General features: G+C 46.2%; 17 protein-coding genes. 8 read left to right on the top strand and 9 right to left on the bottom strand.

The window, feature by feature from the left end; genetic code table 11:
* Positions 1 to 7: 7 nt before the first annotated feature.
* Together NZM04_02860 and mutL are read right to left on the bottom strand one after the other, a co-directional pair.
* A complete protein-coding gene (locus NZM04_02860; GenBank protein ID MCS7062983.1) occupies positions 8 to 619 on the bottom strand; it encodes a hypothetical protein in 612 nt (203 codons plus the stop codon).
* Between the two features lie 27 nt (positions 620 to 646).
* Positions 647 to 2,485 carry a DNA mismatch repair endonuclease MutL gene (gene mutL, locus NZM04_02855; GenBank protein MCS7062982.1) on the bottom strand — a complete coding sequence of 613 codons (1,839 nt, stop codon included), beginning with the start codon at positions 2,483 to 2,485 and terminating at the stop codon, positions 647 to 649.
* A 96-nt stretch (positions 2,486 to 2,581) separates the two neighbouring features.
* Between mutL and NZM04_02850 the strand changes: the two genes are divergently transcribed.
* The gene (locus NZM04_02850) at positions 2,582 to 2,854 is read left to right on the top strand and encodes a DNA-directed RNA polymerase subunit omega (GenBank protein MCS7062981.1); all 273 of its coding nucleotides are present in this window, start codon (positions 2,582 to 2,584) and stop codon (positions 2,852 to 2,854) included.
* A 16-nt stretch (positions 2,855 to 2,870) separates the two neighbouring features.
* Here the strand turns inward: NZM04_02850 and aspS are convergent, their stop codons facing one another.
* Entirely contained in the window at positions 2,871 to 4,643 is a 1,773-nt protein-coding gene (aspS, locus tag NZM04_02845) for an aspartate--tRNA ligase (protein MCS7062980.1), read from the bottom strand.
* Between the two features lie 117 nt (positions 4,644 to 4,760).
* On the opposite strand from aspS, the gene NZM04_02840 reads away from it, so the two are divergent.
* The 7 genes from NZM04_02840 to thiS all read left to right on the top strand — a co-directional run bounded on the left by NZM04_02840 (position 4,761) and on the right by thiS (position 13,962).
* Positions 4,761 to 5,420 carry a hypothetical protein gene (locus NZM04_02840; protein ID MCS7062979.1) on the top strand — a complete coding sequence of 220 codons (660 nt, stop codon included), beginning with the start codon at positions 4,761 to 4,763 and terminating at the stop codon, positions 5,418 to 5,420.
* Positions 5,421 to 5,531: 111 nt separating this feature from the next.
* The gene (gnd, locus tag NZM04_02835; protein MCS7062978.1) at positions 5,532 to 6,980 is read left to right on the top strand and encodes a decarboxylating NADP(+)-dependent phosphogluconate dehydrogenase; all 1,449 of its coding nucleotides are present in this window, start codon (positions 5,532 to 5,534) and stop codon (positions 6,978 to 6,980) included.
* 25 nt (positions 6,981 to 7,005) lie between these two features.
* The gene (locus NZM04_02830; GenBank protein MCS7062977.1) at positions 7,006 to 9,087 is read left to right on the top strand and encodes a tetratricopeptide repeat protein; all 2,082 of its coding nucleotides are present in this window, start codon (positions 7,006 to 7,008) and stop codon (positions 9,085 to 9,087) included.
* Between the two features lie 75 nt (positions 9,088 to 9,162).
* The gene (locus NZM04_02825) at positions 9,163 to 11,304 is read left to right on the top strand and encodes a hypothetical protein (protein MCS7062976.1); all 2,142 of its coding nucleotides are present in this window, start codon (positions 9,163 to 9,165) and stop codon (positions 11,302 to 11,304) included.
* A 68-nt stretch (positions 11,305 to 11,372) separates the two neighbouring features.
* Positions 11,373 to 13,151 carry a tetratricopeptide repeat protein gene (locus tag NZM04_02820; protein MCS7062975.1) on the top strand — a complete coding sequence of 593 codons (1,779 nt, stop codon included), beginning with the start codon at positions 11,373 to 11,375 and terminating at the stop codon, positions 13,149 to 13,151.
* Between the two features lie 39 nt (positions 13,152 to 13,190).
* The gene (locus NZM04_02815) at positions 13,191 to 13,703 is read left to right on the top strand and encodes a hypothetical protein (protein MCS7062974.1); all 513 of its coding nucleotides are present in this window, start codon (positions 13,191 to 13,193) and stop codon (positions 13,701 to 13,703) included.
* 55 nt (positions 13,704 to 13,758) lie between these two features.
* Positions 13,759 to 13,962, top strand: a complete 204-nt coding sequence (gene thiS / locus NZM04_02810) for a sulfur carrier protein ThiS (protein MCS7062973.1) — start codon at positions 13,759 to 13,761, stop codon at positions 13,960 to 13,962.
* A gap of 17 nt (positions 13,963 to 13,979) precedes the next feature.
* On the opposite strand, the gene NZM04_02805 is transcribed toward thiS, so the two are convergent.
* The 6 genes from NZM04_02805 to ppk1 form a co-directional block, all read right to left on the bottom strand.
* Entirely contained in the window at positions 13,980 to 14,351 is a 372-nt protein-coding gene (locus NZM04_02805; GenBank protein MCS7062972.1) for a dihydroneopterin aldolase, read from the bottom strand.
* Positions 14,344 to 15,240, bottom strand: coding sequence for a hypothetical protein (locus NZM04_02800; protein MCS7062971.1), 897 nt, complete (start codon positions 15,238 to 15,240; stop codon positions 14,344 to 14,346). Before NZM04_02800 ends, NZM04_02805 begins: the two co-directional genes overlap by 8 nt.
* Positions 15,237 to 16,421, bottom strand: a complete 1,185-nt coding sequence (locus tag NZM04_02795) for an FIST C-terminal domain-containing protein (GenBank protein MCS7062970.1) — start codon at positions 16,419 to 16,421, stop codon at positions 15,237 to 15,239. The genes NZM04_02800 and NZM04_02795 overlap by 4 nt, the downstream gene beginning before the upstream one ends.
* Positions 16,422 to 16,485: 64 nt before the next feature.
* A complete protein-coding gene (locus NZM04_02790; protein MCS7062969.1) occupies positions 16,486 to 17,517 on the bottom strand; it encodes an HD domain-containing protein in 1,032 nt (343 codons plus the stop codon).
* A gap of 18 nt (positions 17,518 to 17,535) precedes the next feature.
* A complete protein-coding gene (hpt, locus tag NZM04_02785) occupies positions 17,536 to 18,066 on the bottom strand; it encodes a hypoxanthine phosphoribosyltransferase (protein MCS7062968.1) in 531 nt (176 codons plus the stop codon).
* Positions 18,067 to 18,110: 44 nt separating this feature from the next.
* Complete coding sequence (ppk1, locus tag NZM04_02780) at positions 18,111 to 20,294, bottom strand: polyphosphate kinase 1 (protein MCS7062967.1); 2,184 nt, start codon at positions 20,292 to 20,294, stop codon at positions 18,111 to 18,113.
* Between the last annotated feature and the right edge of the window lie 10 nt (positions 20,295 to 20,304).

Genomic DNA, 20,304 nt, shown 5'->3' with positions numbered 1-20,304 from the left:
AATGAAACTATTCCCCTCCTGTTTTGAAAACCTCCTTTGTGATTTTGAAAAACAAAATCATACACACCGCGAGTAGCGCATACAAAGTGATCCAAAGCCCTATTCCAATATGCACATCGTTGATCACTCGATCGGCATAATGTTCGTTCAGATGCCACCGCACTACCGTGTATTGCACCAGACACGCAAAAAAGGGGAATGGCAATAAAATCTTTTTGGCCGAAATTATAAACTGAATCAAAACAGCAAAAATACCTACAATCGGTAATGAGAGTATAAATAGCGCCTTATCTTCATCCTCCTTGAATGGAAAATGTGGCCTTAAAATTGCCAAACGCAATTCAGAGCCAATGGGTTTATCCCTTAGCAAGTTGATCAGTGAGAGTGCGTTATAACCTAGAAACGGATTCTCAAAAGCTTTTTCCTTCTCTTCCTCACGAATCCCAATCCATCTTTCCACCCAACCCCTCTGCTCCTCTTCATTAATCCTTTTTCTGAAAGCTTGCCTCTCATATGCCGGCATTACCTCTTCGAAATCAAACTTCATCCAGGGTAAAAAAAAAGACAACACGAACGCTACCACTATCGCCCAAAGGAATATTGAAATTGTTTTTTTCATAATTGACACACGCCAGCAAAAACGCCCTTATACCGCACGACCAAACTTCCTCTCAAGCTCATTCAGGCTTATTTGAATCATCGTCGGTCGCCCATGCGGACAACAATACGGCAAATTACAGGCTAGCAAATCCCGAAGAAGCTTTTCACACGCCTCTTCATTCAAAAGGTCATTCGCTTTCACCGCTCGACGACAGGCTACACGCACGATCACCTCTTCACTCAACTTACGTTGACGACGTGTCTCCCCCCCTTCATTTTGCAAATCATGTAGGACTTCCCTCACCCAGGCCTCTGTCGCCGGTGCACAAATAACGGCTGGAAGCCCATCTACCATGAAGACCCCAGAGCCAAATTCGTGAATCATCAATCCTACAGCATGCAGCCCTTCTCGTTGCACACGGATGAACTCCTGCTCAAGCGGCGTCACCTGTAACGTAATCGGAAAAAGCAAACTCTGGACATTCACAGCTTTTTTTTCGTATTCACTCATCAACTTTTCGAATAAGACCCGCTCGTGAGCTGCGTGCTGATCGATCAAGACAAGACCCCTACTGTTCTCAGCCACAATATACAAACGGGCGACCACTCCTAGAATCCTCATCCCCTCGATTTCTTTCGAAGTGCCACAGTGCTGGATTACAGGACTCTGACTCCATCCCTCCGAAGCTAAGATATTCCCTTCAGTTTTCTCTTTTTTGCTCTCAAAACATTCAATCGGCACAGCAAGCTTTAGAGGAACTGAATGCTCCCGATGAGCAGCTCCAGTTGGATTAGCAGCACCAAGTTGATTCCCTTTGATAGCGAAATCAGCGCTTTTATCATGAGCAAGCCCTACTTCGATTACGCCGCTGCCACCTTTCGTTTGAGAAACAAATTGCGATAAAGCATCACGTATTGCCTCTACGACAAACCGCCTCACCGCCAATTCATCACGAAAGCGGATCTCTTTTTTAGCTGGATGGATATTTACATCGTATTGGCTCGGATGAGTCGTTAAATTCAAAATCGCAACCGGATATTGCCCCTTCATCAGCGCATTCTGGTAGCCTTCCATGATCCCAAAATGAAATGCGCGATTTTCTACCACCCTGCGATTTACAAAGAGAATTTCCTCGTGCCGATCAGGACGACTCACACCCGGCCTTCCTATATATCCAGTCAACTCAAAAACCTCGTTTTTTTTGCTTACAGAAATAACTTGCTGCAACCATGTCTCCCCAAAAATCGTGCGCAATCTTTGCTCAAGCGTCTGCCCCGCTAGCCACCGTTTTACATTTCCCTCATCATGCTGAATCGAAAAGCCAACCTCTGGATGCGCCAAGCCAAAGTATAATAAGACACGTTCAATGTGAGCCGACTCCGTTTCACGTGAGCGCAGAAACTTCTGCCTTGCCGGTGTATTAAAAAATAGATGACGCACCTCTACCCTAGTGCCAACAGGCATCCCCACCTCTTTGACGCTTCTTATTCTTCCCCCTTCGACGAACACTTCGTGCCCGATCGGCTCCTCAGACACACGCGTTTGCAGAATGAAACGACTGACCGATGCAATGCTCGGTAAGGCTTCACCCCGAAAGCCGTAACTCCCGATCGCATATAAATCCTCAGCAGTCCGAATTTTACTGGTAGCATGCCGCTCCAAGCACAGCAACGCATCTTCTTTCCCCATCCCGCAACCATTATCGATCACTTCGATTGAACTTTTCCCACCTCCGCGAATCCGCACATCAATTTGGTTCGCCCCAGCGTCTAGAGAATTTTCAATAAGCTCTTTCAGTGCAGAAGCTGGCCGCTCTACAACTTCACCAGCAGCTATTTGATTTGCGGTAACTTCACTCAACAAATGAATCCGTCGCTCAGCCATCTTGTCGCCAATGCAAAATAAGCCAATTTTCTATGCGGACAATTGGAATTATAATAACTTGCCAGACAAAAAGCCCCTTGCTATAAAGCGAGCTTTATGACTTCAATCAGCCAACTAGTCCAAGAAGCTTTGAATAAAATCAACAGTCCCGAAATACTCGTCAACGTTATATCCAAACGCGTCCGCCAACTCGGCGCCGGCTTCCGCCCCCTCGTCCAAGTCAATCCCAAATGGACACTCATGGAAATCGCTCTTAAAGAGGTCGCCGAAGGAAAAATCGAATATGAAATAATCCCAGAAGCTATCGCTGCCTCAACCAAAGTCACTAAGCCCGATAAACCAATCAAGAAAAAACGCGCCAAACGTTAAACCTTCTTTCCACTCATCACGTTCTGAGCTGAACTCCTAGCTCCCTCAATTGGCGCGCTTCTACAGTCGAGGGAGAATCTGTCATCAAGTCTACCCCGCGATTATTCTTCGGAAAAGCAATCACATCACGTATTGAATGCGCCCCACACAATATTGCAATCAGCCGATCAAAGCCCAAAGCTATCCCTCCATGCGGTGGGCAGCCATAACGAAAAGCCTCCAGCATATACCCAAAACGCGCTTCAACAACTTCAGAAGGAAGCCGCAAAATTTCCTCAAATATAGTCTTCTGCACCTCAGGTTGATGAATACGTATGGAGCCGCCTCCTAGCTCTACGCCATTAAGAACGATATCATAATGTAGCCCCCTCACCTCGCGAGGGTTTGTTTTAAGAAGCGGAATGTCCTCCGGCAGAGGTGCTGTAAATGGATGATGGCTGGAATACCAACGGTTCTGCTCCCTATCAAAGCTGAGCAATGGAAAATCAACAACCCAGAGAAAATTGAACTGATCTGAGGCAAACATCTCCTTACCTCGCGCTTTATAAAGTTCCGTAGTGTAAAGCCGAATTCGCCCAAGTATCTCGCAAGCGTTCTGCCATGCATCCGCTGCAAACAATATTAAATCGCCTTCCTCAATCTTGAGTTTCTCTTGCAACGCGCTCTTTTCGGCCTGCGAGAAGAATTTCACAATTGGCGATTTCCATTCACCTCCTTCAACCTTGATAAAAGCCAGACCTTTAGCACCAAAGCCTTTAGCGTAATCTGTCATTTTCTCTATCTCACCCGTGGTTACATCCGCCAAACCTTTCGCATTTAGCGCCTTTACAACTCCGCCACCTTCAATCGCTAACTGAAAAATCTTGAAACCTGTGCTACGAAAAACATCTGTCAAATCCACTATCTCTAGATTTAGCCGTGTATCCGGCTTATCCGTGCCATAGCGATCCATAGCTTCTCGGAAAGAAATTCTAGGAAATGGAGTCACGATCTCTTTTCCTAAAGCCACCTTCCACACCCGAGCTAGCAAACCCTCGATCAGTGCATAAATATCCTCTCGATCTACGAAGGACATCTCAATATCCACCTGCGTAAATTCAGGCTGCCGATCCGCACGCAAATCTTCATCACGATAACAGCGAGCAAGTTGGTAGTAACGTTCCACCCCCGCCACCATCAATATCTGCTTAAATTGCTGCGGAGATTGAGGCAACGCATAGAACTTTCCAGGATTCATCCGGCTTGGAACCAAAAACTCGCGTGCCCCCTCCGGTGTGGACTTAAATAACGTAGGAGTCTCCACTTCGATGAATTTTTGCTCCTCCATATAAAGCCGAATCGCCGTCGCAACTCTGCTCCGAAGCCTCAAATTACGCGCCATCTCAGCTCGACGTAGATCCAGATAGCGGTAACGCATTCGCAAATCTTCATTCTCAATTTTTTCGTGAATTGGAAATGGTGGAATAGCTGACGGATTCAGGATAACTAAGCGATCCGCCAGCAACTCGATCGCACCAGTAGCTAGCTTACTATTTTCCGTTCCCTTCAACCGTGGCACGACTTCACCCTCAACCTGAATCACAAACTCATCCCTCAGTGTATGAGCCAGTGCAGCTACATCAGCATTTCGCTCCGGATTGAATACAACCTGCGTGATACCTTCCCTATCCCTCAGATCCACAAAAATCACACCACCATGGTCCCGACGTGAATGCACCCAACCACATAAAGTTGCCCTCTGACCAATGTGCGTTGCTCGCAACTCGCCACAATCGTGTGTCCTTAACATAAACTCCCGCATTTAGCGCCTTCCCTTAAACACTAAAGCAAAATCAGTAGACGTTTTTGCACTTTCCCATCTTGCAAAACTCAGGAAAATAGTCCCATCCATGCACGAAAACTCTAAATGAACCTGATCAAAGCTTTATTTCTAGCAGTCTTTACTCTTTTCTCTTCGGGATCCAAAGCCTTAATCGCTCAGACAGTAGCGTTCCCAGTCCAAGAACTTATTTTTTATCCCCATAAAAATTGGCAAACAATCCCTACCACCTCAAACCGCATCCTCGCGCACTGGCTCATTCCTCAACTTCCAGAGCCCCCACCGAAGCGAAGCCCCCTCAAAGCTCAAACAGCGCTTTTGACACCGCCCACAATAGCCCGTCCCTCAGACTCTAATCCACTTGAACTCATTATCTACTACTTCGGCCCATCGCGTCCCGAAGATGTAGGCTTAAATCTCAAAGCTTGGCAAGAGCTAGTGATTTCTCCTCTCGCCCCGGCTCCTTCCCAACAAATCCCTCCAATCTCAAGTGTAGCAGGACTAAAAGCGCACTCCATTCAACTGCTCGGCACCCTCAAGATGGCCAGTCCCATCATTTCGACGCCTCCCATGCTCCTGCCAAATTACCAGTTACTTGGCGTTATCGTGGAGAAGCCCTCTGGCAATCTCTACTTACGTCTCATCGGGCCGATTCAGGCTGTGGACCGATTCAAAAAGATCTGGCAACAATTCCTTTCATCGGCACGCATAAATCAACCAGCAAAAAGACCACCGCGAGTCGGCTGAACAAAAAATAATTAATTCGACAATCTGCGACGCAAACCCAAAGACAAGATCCCCAGTTTTCAAAAAAACTCATTGTAGGGGATACAAGTTTGCTGTTTTATTCCCGCCACTATGTCTCAAGCTGATATCGCCGTAATAGGTCTCGCTGTGATGGGACAGAATTTGATCCTAAACATGAATGATCACGGATTCCGCGTAGCAGTGTATAACCGCACAACGAGCAAAATAGATCAGTTTCTCGCCAACGAGGCCAAAGGCACTTCGATCATAGGTTGCTATTCGATTTCAGAGCTAGTTTCAAAACTCAAAAAACCACGTCGCATCATGTTGATGGTAAAAGCTGGACAACCCGTTGATGAATTTATCGCACAGATCGTCCCTCACCTTGATCCAGGAGATATCATCATAGATGGAGGCAATTCCCTATTCACCGACAGCATCCGTCGCACCCATGAATTGGCTCAACGTCAAATCCACTTCATCGGTGCTGGCGTCTCTGGCGGCGAAGAAGGAGCTCGCCGAGGCCCATCCATCATGCCAGGCGGATCGCCTGAAGCATGGCCACACATAAAGCCTATCTTTCAAGCCATAGCTGCCAAAGTAGAAGACGGTTCTCCATGCTGCGATTGGGTCGGAGAAAATGGTGCAGGACACTTCGTAAAAATGGTTCACAACGGAATTGAATATGGCGATATGCAACTCATCAGCGAAGCCTATCATCTCCTACGAGATGGGCTAAAACTCAACCCAGATGAGATGCATGAGATTTTTAAGAAATGGAATCAAACGGAGCTCAATTCCTATCTCATTGAAATCACAGCCGATATCCTAGCCTACAAAGAAGACGGCCTCCCGCTTATCGATAAAATCCTTGACGCCGCGGGTCAAAAAGGGACTGGAAAATGGACAGTAAACTCAGCCTTAGACTGCAGCGTTCCAGTCACCTTGATATCAGAAGCTGTCTTCGCTCGATGCCTCTCAGCATTAAAAGACGAGCGCGTGCAAGCATCCCAAATTCTTTCGGGACCTCAAACTGAATTTGAAGGTGACAAGACACAATTCATTGATGACATACGCTGCGCCCTCTATGCCTCAAAAATCATCTCCTATACCCAAGGATTCATGCTCCTAAGTGCAGCAGCAAAAGAATTTAAATGGAAATTGAACTACGGAAGCATTGCCCTGATGTGGCGCGGTGGATGCATCATCCGCAGCCGTTTCCTAGATAAAATCAAAAACGCTTATGATAAAAATCCACAACTTCCCAACCTTCTCTTAGATGACTTCTTCAACCAAGAAATAAAACGATGCCAGCCCGCATGGCGTAGAGTTGTCAGCGAAGCTGTCAGGCTCGGAATCCCTATTCCTACTTTTTCTACAGCACTATCATTCTATGATGGATACCGTTGCGCCTCCTTGCCAGCCAACTTAATTCAAGCCCAAAGAGATTACTTCGGGGCCCATACCTACGAACGCACAGATCGCCCTCGAGGCGAATTCTTCCATACAAACTGGACCGGACGGGGGGGCAGCGTTTCCTCTACGACTTATACAGTTTAAGAACTCACCAATATAGACAAAAGTCGTGCCTAAAAAAACAGTCGAATTAGGCAAATCTATACATAATTATCCATCTTTCATACACATTTTACATTGTGTAATTATCTCTCTATTTGTTGCTGCTGTTTATCTACAGACTTTAAAATTTCAATTTGTATGGGACGACATCAACTTCAATATCGTTGCAAATCCATATATAAATAAAAAAGAGGCGGCCCAACTTGCACCATTTTGGCAAGATGCATACGCCAAACTCTACATTCCTATTACATATACGGCTTGGTATCTTCAAGCAAAACTCTCACGGTTTATTTTTCCAAATTATGTATCCGAAGACAAACTCAACACTACCGACTTAAATCCTTCAATATTCCATTTTTTTAACATTCTCCTGCACTTACTCAACAGTCTATTAGTATATATTTTAATTTGTAAAATTTCTCCGCTCAACAGTAATATATTAGGATTTATTTCTGCATTGCTATTTTCGATACATCCTATTCAAATTGAAGTGGTTGCGTGGGTCACTGGTCTTAAAGACCTGCTCGCCACATTTTTTATGCTAACTAGCTTATTATGCTGGATTTTTTATCGTTCTACAGAAAAAAAAGCTTTCTATATTTATGCGCTACTCCTTTTTCTATGCAGTTTACTATCTAAACCTTCGTCAGTTATTTTACCAATTATTTTCATAACCCTTGACATACTACATTATAGAATTTCACTTCGTAAGTCCCTACTCTCAAATGAAAGACTCATCCTGATATCGATAGGTTGGTTAATCTTCACAAAACAGTTTCAACCCCATGATGAAATCACATTCAATCCCCCAATTTGGGCTCGAGTTTACATAGCCCTAGATTCTTTGTTTTTCTATATATCAAAAGTTCTCTGGCCACTTCCCTTGTGCATAGATTACGGTCGCACTCCACAATTTCTCATTCAACAACCTTGGCTGGGCATTACCGCTTCCATCCCTATAATCATCGGTCTAGTGATTTATAGAATAAAAAACAGTGTTGTCCAAAAAAACTCTATTTTACTATACATCGCCTTTATTATCGCTCTATCACCCACGTTAGGACTGATATCCTATGAATACCAAAGCCGATATTCCTCTGTGGCCGATCGTTATGCTTACCTGGCTCTTATCCCAGCATCTATAATCCTATCTACCCCACTTTTCATTTTAATTAGCAAAACTCCAATTATAGCACGTTATTTAATCATTCTTTCTATATTCATACCTATCGCTTGCATTACGTATCAGCACACTAAGCGTTGGGAAAACAATCTAACACTTTATCAGACTGACATTCAAGTAAATCCACTCAGTCAACATTTACAAGTGAACTATGCGGTTGCTTACTCGACACGATATCCTCATGATATTTCACAAGTCATTCCTAATGCTTTAAAGTCAGTCCAAATTCAACACGACTTCTATGAAGGCCTGAATACCCTTGGAGTTCTCTATGGTGAAATCGGCGAAAATGAACTCGCCCTACGTTATCTAAAAAGAGCGGCATTTGTTAGGCCAGACCTTGATAAACCGCCTCGCAATATTGCATTAATTTTATTCAAAGCCAAGGAATACGAAAAATCCATCCCGTATTTTGAGCAATATATAAAACTTCATCCAAAAGATGTAGAGATACTGAATAGACTCGCAGACGCCTACTATCACCTAAAAAAATGGCCTGAGGCTATTAAATACTACGAACGCTGCACCCAACTCATGCCGACCCTCACACAAGCGCACATTGGAGTCTCCGCATCTGCTATAAATCTTCAAAAATACACCACAGCCCTAAAATCCGCAAAAGATGCACTACGACTCGACCCTAATTCCTACGATGCTCATCTAAATCTTGCTTCAGCTCTTATAGGCTTAAAAAAATACCAAGAGGCAATCCTCCCCCTTGAAAAAGCCTCCAAAATTCAGCCTCACTCTCCAGAACCTCACCGACTCCTAGCCGCTATATACGAATCCCTATCAGAACATCAAAAAAAGGCATATCACCTCAGGATGTTTCATTCACTCACTAATTCTGCTACTACCACAACCTCGCCTCCCTCACCTCCAAGCCCTAATAAAACACCCTAAAACAAATGAGTCGCTCAAAAATTTGCCTTGAATTTTTACTTAAAAAACACTCATCCATTCCTAAATTCTAGCTTTATGCACGCAGCGGCAAATCGCTTATTCATAGCACTCTTAACCATCTCTATACTCCTCCAAGCTGCACGTCCTCACATTGAAAATCCAACCACAGCAGCTCTGGTTACCTATGCCGTCAGCTCTACTACAAAGTCCTCCCAACCCGAAGGATTTCTTCAAGACTCTTCCTTGAATATTTCATACTCTCCACTTTTTAGTTTAATCGTCAGAGTAGCTTATCACTTTGGAGACTACGGACTGGTCTTCGTCCACAGTGCCCTACTCATCGCTTTATTTACAATCTTATTTTTCTTCGCTTACCCACCTACACGTCATCAAGTCCGCCTATCGAGCATACCAATTCTCAGTATCACGGCTTTTTTTATCGGAGGCTTATCGGATTGGCAACTAACCCCACAAATTACAGCCTTAATTTTCACAAGCGCGACGGCTCAATTTCTTCTCACGCATCGCCGTCAGGCCGATTGGCTCTGTTTCTGGCCACTTTTCCTTATTCAAACCGCCTGGAATTATACCAACGATTGGTTTTGGATCGGCCTCCTTCTCATCCTAACGTTCAGCATCGAAATCATCATTCGCGAGTCTATCCAACTAGGCCGCTGGAGTATTCTAGCCATTCAAAACTGGTTCCCAGTCGTATTAATCTCCTTCTTCACACTATTTCTCTCCCCTCCAACTTGGAAGCTTTCATTTCACCTTTTCTCGTCCCTCTTATCAGGACAATATACTCTCTACCCCCTCGAAACACTAACCAATCCCTGGTCCTCAACCCCCCTTTTCGCTTTTTCTGCCATCCTCCTCATTCTTCTCACACTACTTAATGCTCTCTTACACTACGGCCAAATTTGCTGGACATTCGCCATCTTCTCGCTGTGTCTAGGTTGGAACACTCTTTCTAGCGACACCTACACCTTACTTTTTCTCAATTTTACAATCCTCACCCTAATCAGCTCTCTGCATTTCAGCTCGAGGATCTCTGGCCTCTCACACGCACACACCAATGCCCTATCCCTCGTCTGTAAACTCCTATCAGCTACTCTCCTCTCCCTTGTCCTAAATTCAAATTTTAGCGGCTCCCACAACAACTCCCTCTCCTTATCCTGGCAACACCACAGAGAAAACCTCACCCTCACCCCTCATGCCTCGATAAAGTGGCTCGCACGACATGCTCCCCAAGCCAAAATTCTCCATCATCCAGATTTATTCCCTTACCTCCTCTTAGAGGGAATCCCGCCTTCTAATCTCACTCTCACCCCGATCACGCAAAGCTACTCACCCAGCACCCGACGCAAAGCCTTTCTCTTACACACTCGCCCACAAAGCTTGATCTTCTTTATAAACCAATACCACCCAGATTACGTTATCGTTGACCTCCCTCGTTATTCCTGGATACCACAACTGCGCCAACTAGAATATCGACCGGTCCACATTACGCACAACGCTTCAGTTTGGACCCGCCTTCCGGATCACCCCACCCAGCCCATGGCCTATCTCTTCCACGACTACCCACACTCAACCTCACATTTCCACCTCGAGCTCCAACTTCTCCGTGCCCTCACCCTCGCATCCGCCCAGCATCCCGAACTTGCCTGGGACATAATCAAAAACACACCCGCAAAACACCACACCTCACCTCTCTTCATTCAAGCACTACTGGCTTTCTCGTTTCACACCACCTCCATTTCCCCTGAACTCCACTCAGATATCCAAGAATGGGTTCAAACCTTGCCCAAGCAAACTCAATTACCGTGGCATGCCCAGTATCTATTCAGAAAAACCAAATACACCGAAGCTCTCTCCACCCTCCGATCCACCCATTTTCAATCACCGACACTCACCTCCAAAAGCCTCCTCGCACTTGATCGCCCCACTGAAGCTTTAGCGACCCTTCAACACCAACCCACAGCTCCACCCAACCCCACACTCCTCCATCTCAGCGCACGTGCACACCATGCACTAAACAACAAAAACGAAGCCGCAATCGCCTATCAGCAAGCCCTCATCTACGCCCCCGACGATCGCCATCTCAAAGCCGAAATTCAAGAATTCCTAAAAAAATACAACCACCCTTCCCTCCGCGAAACTTTCCAAAACACAAACCACTCACCCCTCTCACATCCCACAAATAACACCTCATCTTGACGCCCCATCTTACAAAAATATATTCCTTCCATACCACCACCTGTTTTTACAAAACTCCATCCCCTATCATGCGCAATAGACTGGTAGCCACTCTCCTACTCACACTTCTCAATTTCACACTACATTACACCACACCTCCTCAAACCCAAGCCGCACCCCCAAGCCCTCAAGACAAATACCTCCAACTCTACCTCAGACTACAAGAAGCGGAAAAACTCGAACGCGAAGAACAAAAAGCCTCCGCTCGCAAAGTTTACATGGAAGTCCTTTCCCTACTCCAAGCCCTCAAAGAGGCATACCCCACTTGGGAAGAAGGCATAGTAAAATACCGCATACGCTACTGCCAAGACAAAATACGCCTACTGCAAGACGCCACCGACCGCACGCCCCCCCCCACTCCCCCCCCCACATCAGAAATCATCATCGAGTCCACACCCCAAGCTCCGCCAAAAATCGACCCCCAACCTCCCCCCTCCACCGAACCCACCCGCCCCTCCTCAAGAATACACGCTCTAGAAGAAGAACTGGCCTTCACAAAGCAGCGCCTCGCTCAAGCTCAAAATGAAATTAATCTCCTCCGCACTCGCCTACAAGCCACTGAAAAACAACTCGTCATGTCCCGCTCCAGCGACCTCGATGAAAAACTCGCCTCCATCCTCCAAGAAAATAGCCAACTCAAAAACCAACTCAATGAAGCCGAGCGGCAACTCAAAGCACTCACCTCCAATTCCTCCCCCAGCACCTCATCTCCCACGAAACCCACCTCAACCGCCCTCGCCAACCTTCAAGCTCAACTCCGCAAAGTCCAAGAAAAACTCGCCCTCGCAGAGCAAGAAAATAATGCCTTCCGCCGCACCACAGCCGAACTCAAAAACCAACTCGAAGCCGCCCAAAATAACCTCATCGCCGCCCAAAAAGCCCAGCTCTCCCAACGAGACAACGAATCCTTCCAACGCGAAAATGAAGTCCTACGCGACATCATCACTCGCCAAATCCAAGAACAAGCACGCCGCGATGCCGCAAAAAAAATCGCCACCGAAGAAATCGAAAACCTAAAAATCCAATCCGCCGTCCTTCGCCAACAACTCGAAATCCTCGCCTCTCCAATCTTAAACCTCACCCCAGAACAACTCGCCCTCCTTCGTCTCCCCTCAAACCTTCAAATATCTGAAGAACGCCGGCCCCCTCCCCATCCCCAAGCAGACAACAAAAATTCCCTCACCACCTCTTCATCGCAAGAGCCCACCACCCCAATCGACCCCGCCATCGAATACCGCTCCAAAGCCCGCATCCCAGAAGATGTCCGCGGCCTAGCACGAGAAGCCTCAGACGCCTTTGCTGAAGCACGATACGATGACGCCATCAAAGCCTACCAACAAATCATCCAAAAATACCCAGAAAGCCTCTACGCCTGGTCTAACCTCGGAGTAGCCCAATTCCAAAAACAAGACTACGATCAAGCTGAAACCGCACTCAAACAAGCCATCCGTCTCAACCCCGCTGACGCCTTCTCCTACTCCATGCTCGGCATCGTCTACTATCAAAAGGGCCAATACGACCTCGCCATCGAGCACCTTACCCGTGCCACCGCCCTCGAGCCCAACGACGCCCGCACCCGCAACTACCTCGGCATCGCCTGCTCCCAAAAAGGGTGGCAAGAAGCCGCAGAAAAAGAATGCCGCCGCGCCATTGAGATCGATCCCAACTACGGCGATGCCCATTTCAACCTCGCAGTTATCTACGCCACCCAACGCCCCCCCGCAAAAGAACTCGCTCGACGCCACTATAAAATTGCGCTTGACCTCGGCGTCCCCAAAGACGATAAATTAGAAAAATTGATCCAATAATTTCCACATTAAGAAAAATCCACCATCACTCCTCACATCATGTCCTATATAAAATTATACGTAGTTGCGATCCTCGCCTCGGTGACAATTCCTTCAACTCTAGCGCAATCCCTCCCCATCCACCATCTCGCAGGAGCTAAGCTTACCCACGGCCCATCGAAAATCATCCTCCACCCCTCAACAAATAAAACACTGTTCCAATATGCCAATACTTTTACTATTTTCCAGGCACTACCTCACACTGAGCTCAGTATATTTATCCCACAGCACGCCAAGCCAAAGCTCAAGCAGCCCAACGATGTCCTCAATATTAAAGTTTTAAAAGGAACCCTTTTTATAAATTATGAACCCGAAGAGATAACAGCTCCTTTTAGCCTACGCCTAATCAACGCCAAAGGCACATACACTCTTACCCCAGACAAGCACGGTCGATACATCCTCACCGAAACTGGTTTAACTAAAATCATCACTGGATCCTCGAATAAAAGTATAATGCCCTTATTCGAGCCTCATTACCAAGCTCTAAAAAAAATTTATCTCGCCTGCCACTGACCTCTTCGCGCTTTCCACTAATAAACCCTAAAGGCAAGACTCACCACAGCTCGGCATGCAGATATATTTACAAGGCCAACCTCACCAAATCCCCAACGAAATCAACACTATATCCGCTCTGCTAGAACATCTACAGCTCCCCCGAAAAGGAATCGTCATTGAGCTCAACCAAACCGCACTTCACCTTCACGAATGGGACACAACACCCATCCAAGAAGGTGACGCAATCGAGCTCATCCGCATCGTAGCAGGCGGCTAACCCCCACACCCAGGAAATCACCGTTCCCTGAAAATTTCCAGTGATACCTCACGCACCTGAGGCAAAATAAACTTGCAAATCTCCAACCTCACTGCAGACAAAACCGGATACGAGACAAATAACTCCCCTACAATCTCCTCAGCCAATCGTTCCATAAGCCTATAGGGCAGCCTTTGAGCAGTTCGCAAAATACACTCGTAAACCCCTGCATAATCGAGCGTCATCTCAATGCAATCGCTCTGAGCCGCAGCCTTAATAGTATCCGAAGCAACATAAAGCTGAGCCGTGATGTGGACCGTCTGAGCGCGTGCCCGTTCCTCATCAGGCACGCCCAGATAAACTGGCACCTTAATTCCCCGCAACGTGATAATATCCCAACCCCTACCCATAAACCGAAAAATTCTCCTCAGGATAAGAACCGTAGGCCACCTCAAAAGGAAGTCCCGTAGCTTGATGAATTTGAAGCGCAATAGCATCCAAAGTCCGCGGATCTAGCGGACGGACGTAAGGCTCAGGAGTAGGCCTCGCAACCGTATATAGCTGAAGTTTTAGAATCTGCGCACCTTGAGAGACTAACTCATTGATCCGATCACAATAAGCATTTATTTCTTCTTGCGATGGGACCTCCTCATGAATTCGCATCCAAAGCGTCTGAATAAACACCGGTATCCGCCGTGCCGTCGACAAAATATTCCGCAAAATGCGATCATACGGAATATGCGTGCGGTTGACGCGCTTATAATACGCCTCGCTCCCCGCATCAAGCTTAGCCCACACCTCATAAGGCCCATCCCGATACATCGCGTCAAGACCCCTCACAACCTGAGGCCGATCCAGACAAGCAGAATCCGTAATCAAAATAATTTTCAAATCCTTCAGCTGATGCCTTCGCCGAGTAGCCAATGCAATCTCTACCGCACGATCAAAATGTGGATAAGTTGTCGGTTCCCCGTCTCCACTAAACGCTATATCATTGAGTCTCCTCCACTCCATCGGAGTCTCAGAAAACGGTGGAGCATCAAAAAGAGCTCCACTCTTTGCAAGAGACAATAGCGACTCAAGCTCCTCCTCAAGCCTCACAAGATCAACATCCAGTCGCCTCGGTGGAGTCCGGCGATCCACCTCACAATAAATGCAATCGAAATTACAAACCTTATCAGGATTCAAATTAATCCCTATAGACAAGCCTTGCGAGCGCCTGGAAATCACTGGATACACATAAAAAAAATCTTTCCACTCCCGAGAATGATCACAGTGAGCTGGAATGACATCTTTCATGTAGACTCCCTCGACTTTTTAGCCTTCGTCTCATCCACAAGCAAAGCAAGTGAAGCCGTGTAACCATGCAGATAATTTCGGCCGTGCACAGGAGCAATCTCCCCGTTACAGAAAAAACCAGCCAACGGAGTATCTGGAAAAAACTGGTGAATCAACGCAGCATCATGATGAGGTAATTGAAAAAGATGTTTACCCCGCCCATTGCAGGCAAATAGCAAAGCGGCTACCGGAGTCGCCTTCAATGAATTCGCTTTTAATTCAAGTAATCGATTCAGCTCCTCCCGAGCAAGAATCGGATCGCGAAGCTGAAATTGCAACGTCTGTCCGACTCGAACACGAGCTCCTACAGCCACTGCACCACTGTTGGGATCAGCACCAAGAATGTTGCGAATAAGAAAATCGCCCTGCTTAAATTCCTCTTGGTATTCATTTATTGCCAATCCTACAAAGAGATTGCCACGAGCATAGGCTTTCAAAGCATCCGGAAGATTCTCAAACGCCTTATTCAACACCTCATAAGCCGAAACTGTGCCCAGTGAAAAAAGAATATTTTCGTTAGCTTGAGTTATCGTCATTGGTTCACCAATGGGACGACAAGCTTGAGAAACAAGACTCTCAAGACAAATCGGCCCTCTGAAATGCAGCAAGAGCCCCCCCTCAATTATCTCTTCATTAAGAAAAACAGCAGCATGCGGCGGCGGAAGCAGACTGCTGGCTAGGCCACCGATTAGAGGCAAACTCGGATGAGCACGGTTCCACTCTTGGAACCATCCCTCGATATCCATCGCAAAGGGATTCAGAAGAGCTATGGCAAACCGAATGGCTCTGTCATCGATTGATCCAACACTAAAACTCCCATCTGTGACAGAGGTGATCTTTTGCGGCACGATTTCAACTTCAGGCAAATTTAAAGCTATAACAGAAAGACCGTCCTGATTTTGATATTCTCGATTTGAATGGATCACCCCTTGAGCAGAGCAGCCTCCCAAAGTAAGAATATGCCCCTCGATCCGCAACGTCTCTAGAAACTCATCAGCAGCGCTTATGTATGATTGCCCACAAAAGGCAAGCGCAAGCGTTATCGGAGAACCAATCTCTTCACGAAGCCGGCGAGCTATACTTTGAACTGTAGCTTCATCATAGGGCTCAGAGGTAAAAGCTGTTGTGACGCGAATAGGCATAAGATTAGTTTCAATAAGTCATCCGCAATGTCAATCAGAGCCAAGAATCCATTAAAAAATAATCTCAGCTTTCTTGCCAAGGCGGAAGCGGCTGCACGGGATGTCCCTCAAGAGGACGGCGAACCTCGTAGATATAAGGTGCAAGAAGAGGATTCTCAGCATAGGCAGATTGAAGAATTTCTATTCGCGCATCAAGGTTATCCACATAATGCAGAAGCCATGCTTCAGGGGTCCGCGGTGTCACTGGTGCACCAAACTCTCTTTGCCCATGATGAGAAGCAATCAGATGAAGTAGATGGAACCGCGTATGCTCGCGTGATGGCTGACCTGCTGCTTGGAATTCCGGATCATCCTCGAGAGAACGCCAAAGTCGGTTGACAAACTCAACACCGATCGAAATGTGTCCAAGCAGCTCTCCCACCAGTGTGTAAGGCATACCGAATCCATTTTTCTCATAATCGTTCTCCCATAGCTTCCCCACATCGTGAAATAAGACCCCTGCCAGAACGAGATCGCGATTGATAGATGGATACACCTTACAAAGTGCATCAGCTGCCCGCATCATTTGAGCCACGTGCTCGACTAACCCGCCCCGCCGCGCATGGTGATAATCTCTCGCTGCAGCAGCGCGTCGAAATGGCTCTTCGTATTCTGTAAGAAACTCTTCACATAGCCGTCGTAAATAAGGATTAACAATAGACGTCGCCAGGTCCGCAATAGTATTAAAATCATTTTCAATTCTCTTCTGTCGCTCAAGTGGCCCCTGAAGCAAATCATTCATTTCAGCCGTGGAGAGACGCGTAGCTGTCAGTTGATCGTGATTGATGCCGAAGTTATTTAGGCTCCAGGTTGCAGTGAGCTTGAAAAATGCGCCTTTGGAATCTTGCAAAAGAAAATCAAATAAAGGATGGTCACGCCAGATCTTAAGCGACATATTTCCAGTGGTATCGGAAAGAGTAAGATCGAGATAGTCTTTGTTGTTGCGCGCTTGCGCGATGCGGATCGCCGTAATCTGACCGTGAACAGTCGCTTGAAGTGACGGCATATTTTGAAGCCGTTTTTGAAGATCTTGAAGAGTGAGAGTTTCAATCGCCATACTATCGGTAAAACAGCTCTAGTTACTCCTAAAAATTCGTATGTCAGGCAATTCTCGATAACGGCCGTTGTAATCTAAGCCATATCCCACCACAAACTCATCAGGTATGGTGAAGCCAACATATTCAACCGGTATGAGAACTTGATGTTTTGTTTTTTTTTCAAGGAGAACACAGGTCTTTATCGATAAAGGTTGAAGTGTTCGGACGTGTTCTTGGACATGCGAAAGTGTAAGACCAGTATCGTAAATATCATCAACGATCAGGACGTGACGCTGATGGACCTCAGCACGACAATGCTCAAGACCTGTAACCTTACCCGTCGAATACGTATCGCAATAACTGGATATCCTCCAACACTCAATATGAAGATCGCGAATATCCAGCGCACGAATTAAATCAGTAAGAAAAAATATCGAACCGTTGAGCAGTGCGATCAAAGTTAGTGGAGTATTTTGGTAATCTTTGCTAATTTGTGATCCAAGCTCAATAACGCGACGGCGTAATGCCTCCTCACCTATCAAGACAGCAAATTTATCAGCATCTGGCATGAAAGAAAGTAGGAAGGATGCTGTCAGCGGTCAAGGCACAGGCATTAGTTTTTTTTGATTGGTATAATTTTTCGATGAGGAGAAGGCTGATCCTCTTGAGATATATCTTCGTCGGTTGGCTGCAGTTGTCCTTTGATTATAGCGGCTTGGCGGCGTGCTAGACTACGGAAAGTTCTTTGAGCAGCTTTGGCTCCCGTTGCATCTGGTGGAAGCGTAGGATGAATGTAAGTGCCATCAGATCGGAGATGATGAGCTTTGACGTTATCAGAAAGATAAGCTGGAAGGATTTCGTTTGTGATGCGCATATGAATAGCCGGATCAAGGATCGGGAAAAGCACTTCAATGCGTCGATAGAGATTGCGAGGCATCCAGTCTGCACTACCTAGGTAGATGAGGGGCTGGCCTTGATTCTCAAAGTAATAAATCCTGCTGTGCTCCAAAAAACGCCCGATGATGCTTATGACTCGGATTCGCTCACTCACGTTAGGAATGCCTGGCCTAAGACAACAAATCCCGCGAACTATCAGATCTATCTCCACTCCAGCTGAAGAGGCTTCGTAGAGCGCTGAGATTAGAGAGGCATCTACAAGCGAATTCATTTTGGCTATGATTCTCGCAGGACGACCTAAACGAGCGCTCTGAACCTCTCTCTGTATAAGGGCAAGTAGTCTAGGTTGCATATCAAACGGAGCTGTCATGATATGCTCTATACCACGATAAAATCCGCCTCCAGAGAGGATGTTGAAAAGCTTGGCTACCTCATCTGTAATTTTGGGATGGGCTGTGAAAAGACCTAGATCGGAATAAAATCGTGCAGTGTTAGGATGATAATTCCCCGTGCTGAGATGCGCATAATATTTGATCCCTTGCGCAGTTTGTCGGACGATTAGGATGAGCTTAGCGTGAACTTTAAGACCGACGACACCGTAGATCACATGAGCACCCGCTTCTTCAAGACGTTTCGCCCAATTAATGTTGTTAGCTTCATCGTAACGCGCCTTGATTTCGATCAAAACAGTGACTTGTTTGCCGTTTTCTGCAGCACGAATTAAGGCCTGCACTATGGGAGAATCTCCACTCGTGCGATATAACGTCATCTTAATAGCCAGAACTGAAGGGTCATCAGCTGCACGCTCCAGAAAATCAATAACGTGCTGGAAACTCTCGTAAGGGTGATGCAAGAGAACGTCTTGACGGTCTATAACGCTAAAGATGTCTTTTTGAAATGCGAATGAAAGAGAGAGTGTTGGCTTAAATGAGCGGTCGTGCAGCGCACCGAATCCTTCAAGCTGCACAATCGGATTGAGAACCATGAAACTAAGAGGTTGTGGAACTAGATAGGTATACAAGGAAGTCAGGTTAAAAGTTTTTTGCAAAAATTGAACGATTCCCGGTGAGCAATTCTCCTCAATTTCTAAACGAATTACATTTCCTCGATTTCTTTTTTGAAGTTCTTCTTCGACAGCCTCGAGCAGATTGTCAGCTTCTTCTTCATCAATGTAGAGCTCTGTATTTCGAGTAATCCGAAAGGTGTAAACACCTGTTATAATCATTCCAGGGAAAAGTTTATCGATGTAGGTTTGGACGAGATCTGTTATATAAATGTAACGATACTCCTTTTTGTTTTTGCTAGGCAGCGGTATCAAAAACGGCAGCAAGCGAGGTATAGGGACAAACGCGAAATATTTTTGTGATACTTGTTGAGGATTTTTGAGCTGAACGATAAGGTTGTGGCTTTTGTTGATCAATTGAGGAACTGGATGACTTGCATCAATGATCAAAGGTGTCAGCACTGGAAACACATCACGCATGAAGTAACGCTCTGCCCACAGCATGTCTTTTTGGCTTAAATCTTGAACAGCATGAATCGAGATCCCGTGGGCTTGCAGAGCAGGATGTAGTTCCTTCTCCCACAGTGTATGTTGTTCTTTTACAAAAGGCTTTACAGCTCGCTCGATTGCTACAGAGAGCTCTTTAGCTGTAATCCCGTCGGCTTCTGTAATTTCAACGTTTGAATCAATTTGTTGTTTAATTCCTGCAACGCGCACTTCAAAAAACTCATCAAAATTAGAGCTCGTGATGATTAGAAACCTCAGCCGCTCCATAAGGGGTTGCGAGCGATCTTGAGCCTCTGCTAACACGCGGCGGTTGAATTCTATCCAACTTAGCTCACGATTGATAAAATATTCAGGATGGAAAAAGCGTTTATCCTGAGTAGGATTAGCCATAACTGTAGGT

This window comes from Candidatus Methylacidiphilales bacterium (assembly GCA_025056655.1).
Classification (GTDB): domain Bacteria; phylum Verrucomicrobiota; class Verrucomicrobiia; order Methylacidiphilales; family JANWVL01; genus JANWVL01.
This window is presented reverse-complemented; position numbering and strand designations above follow the sequence as displayed.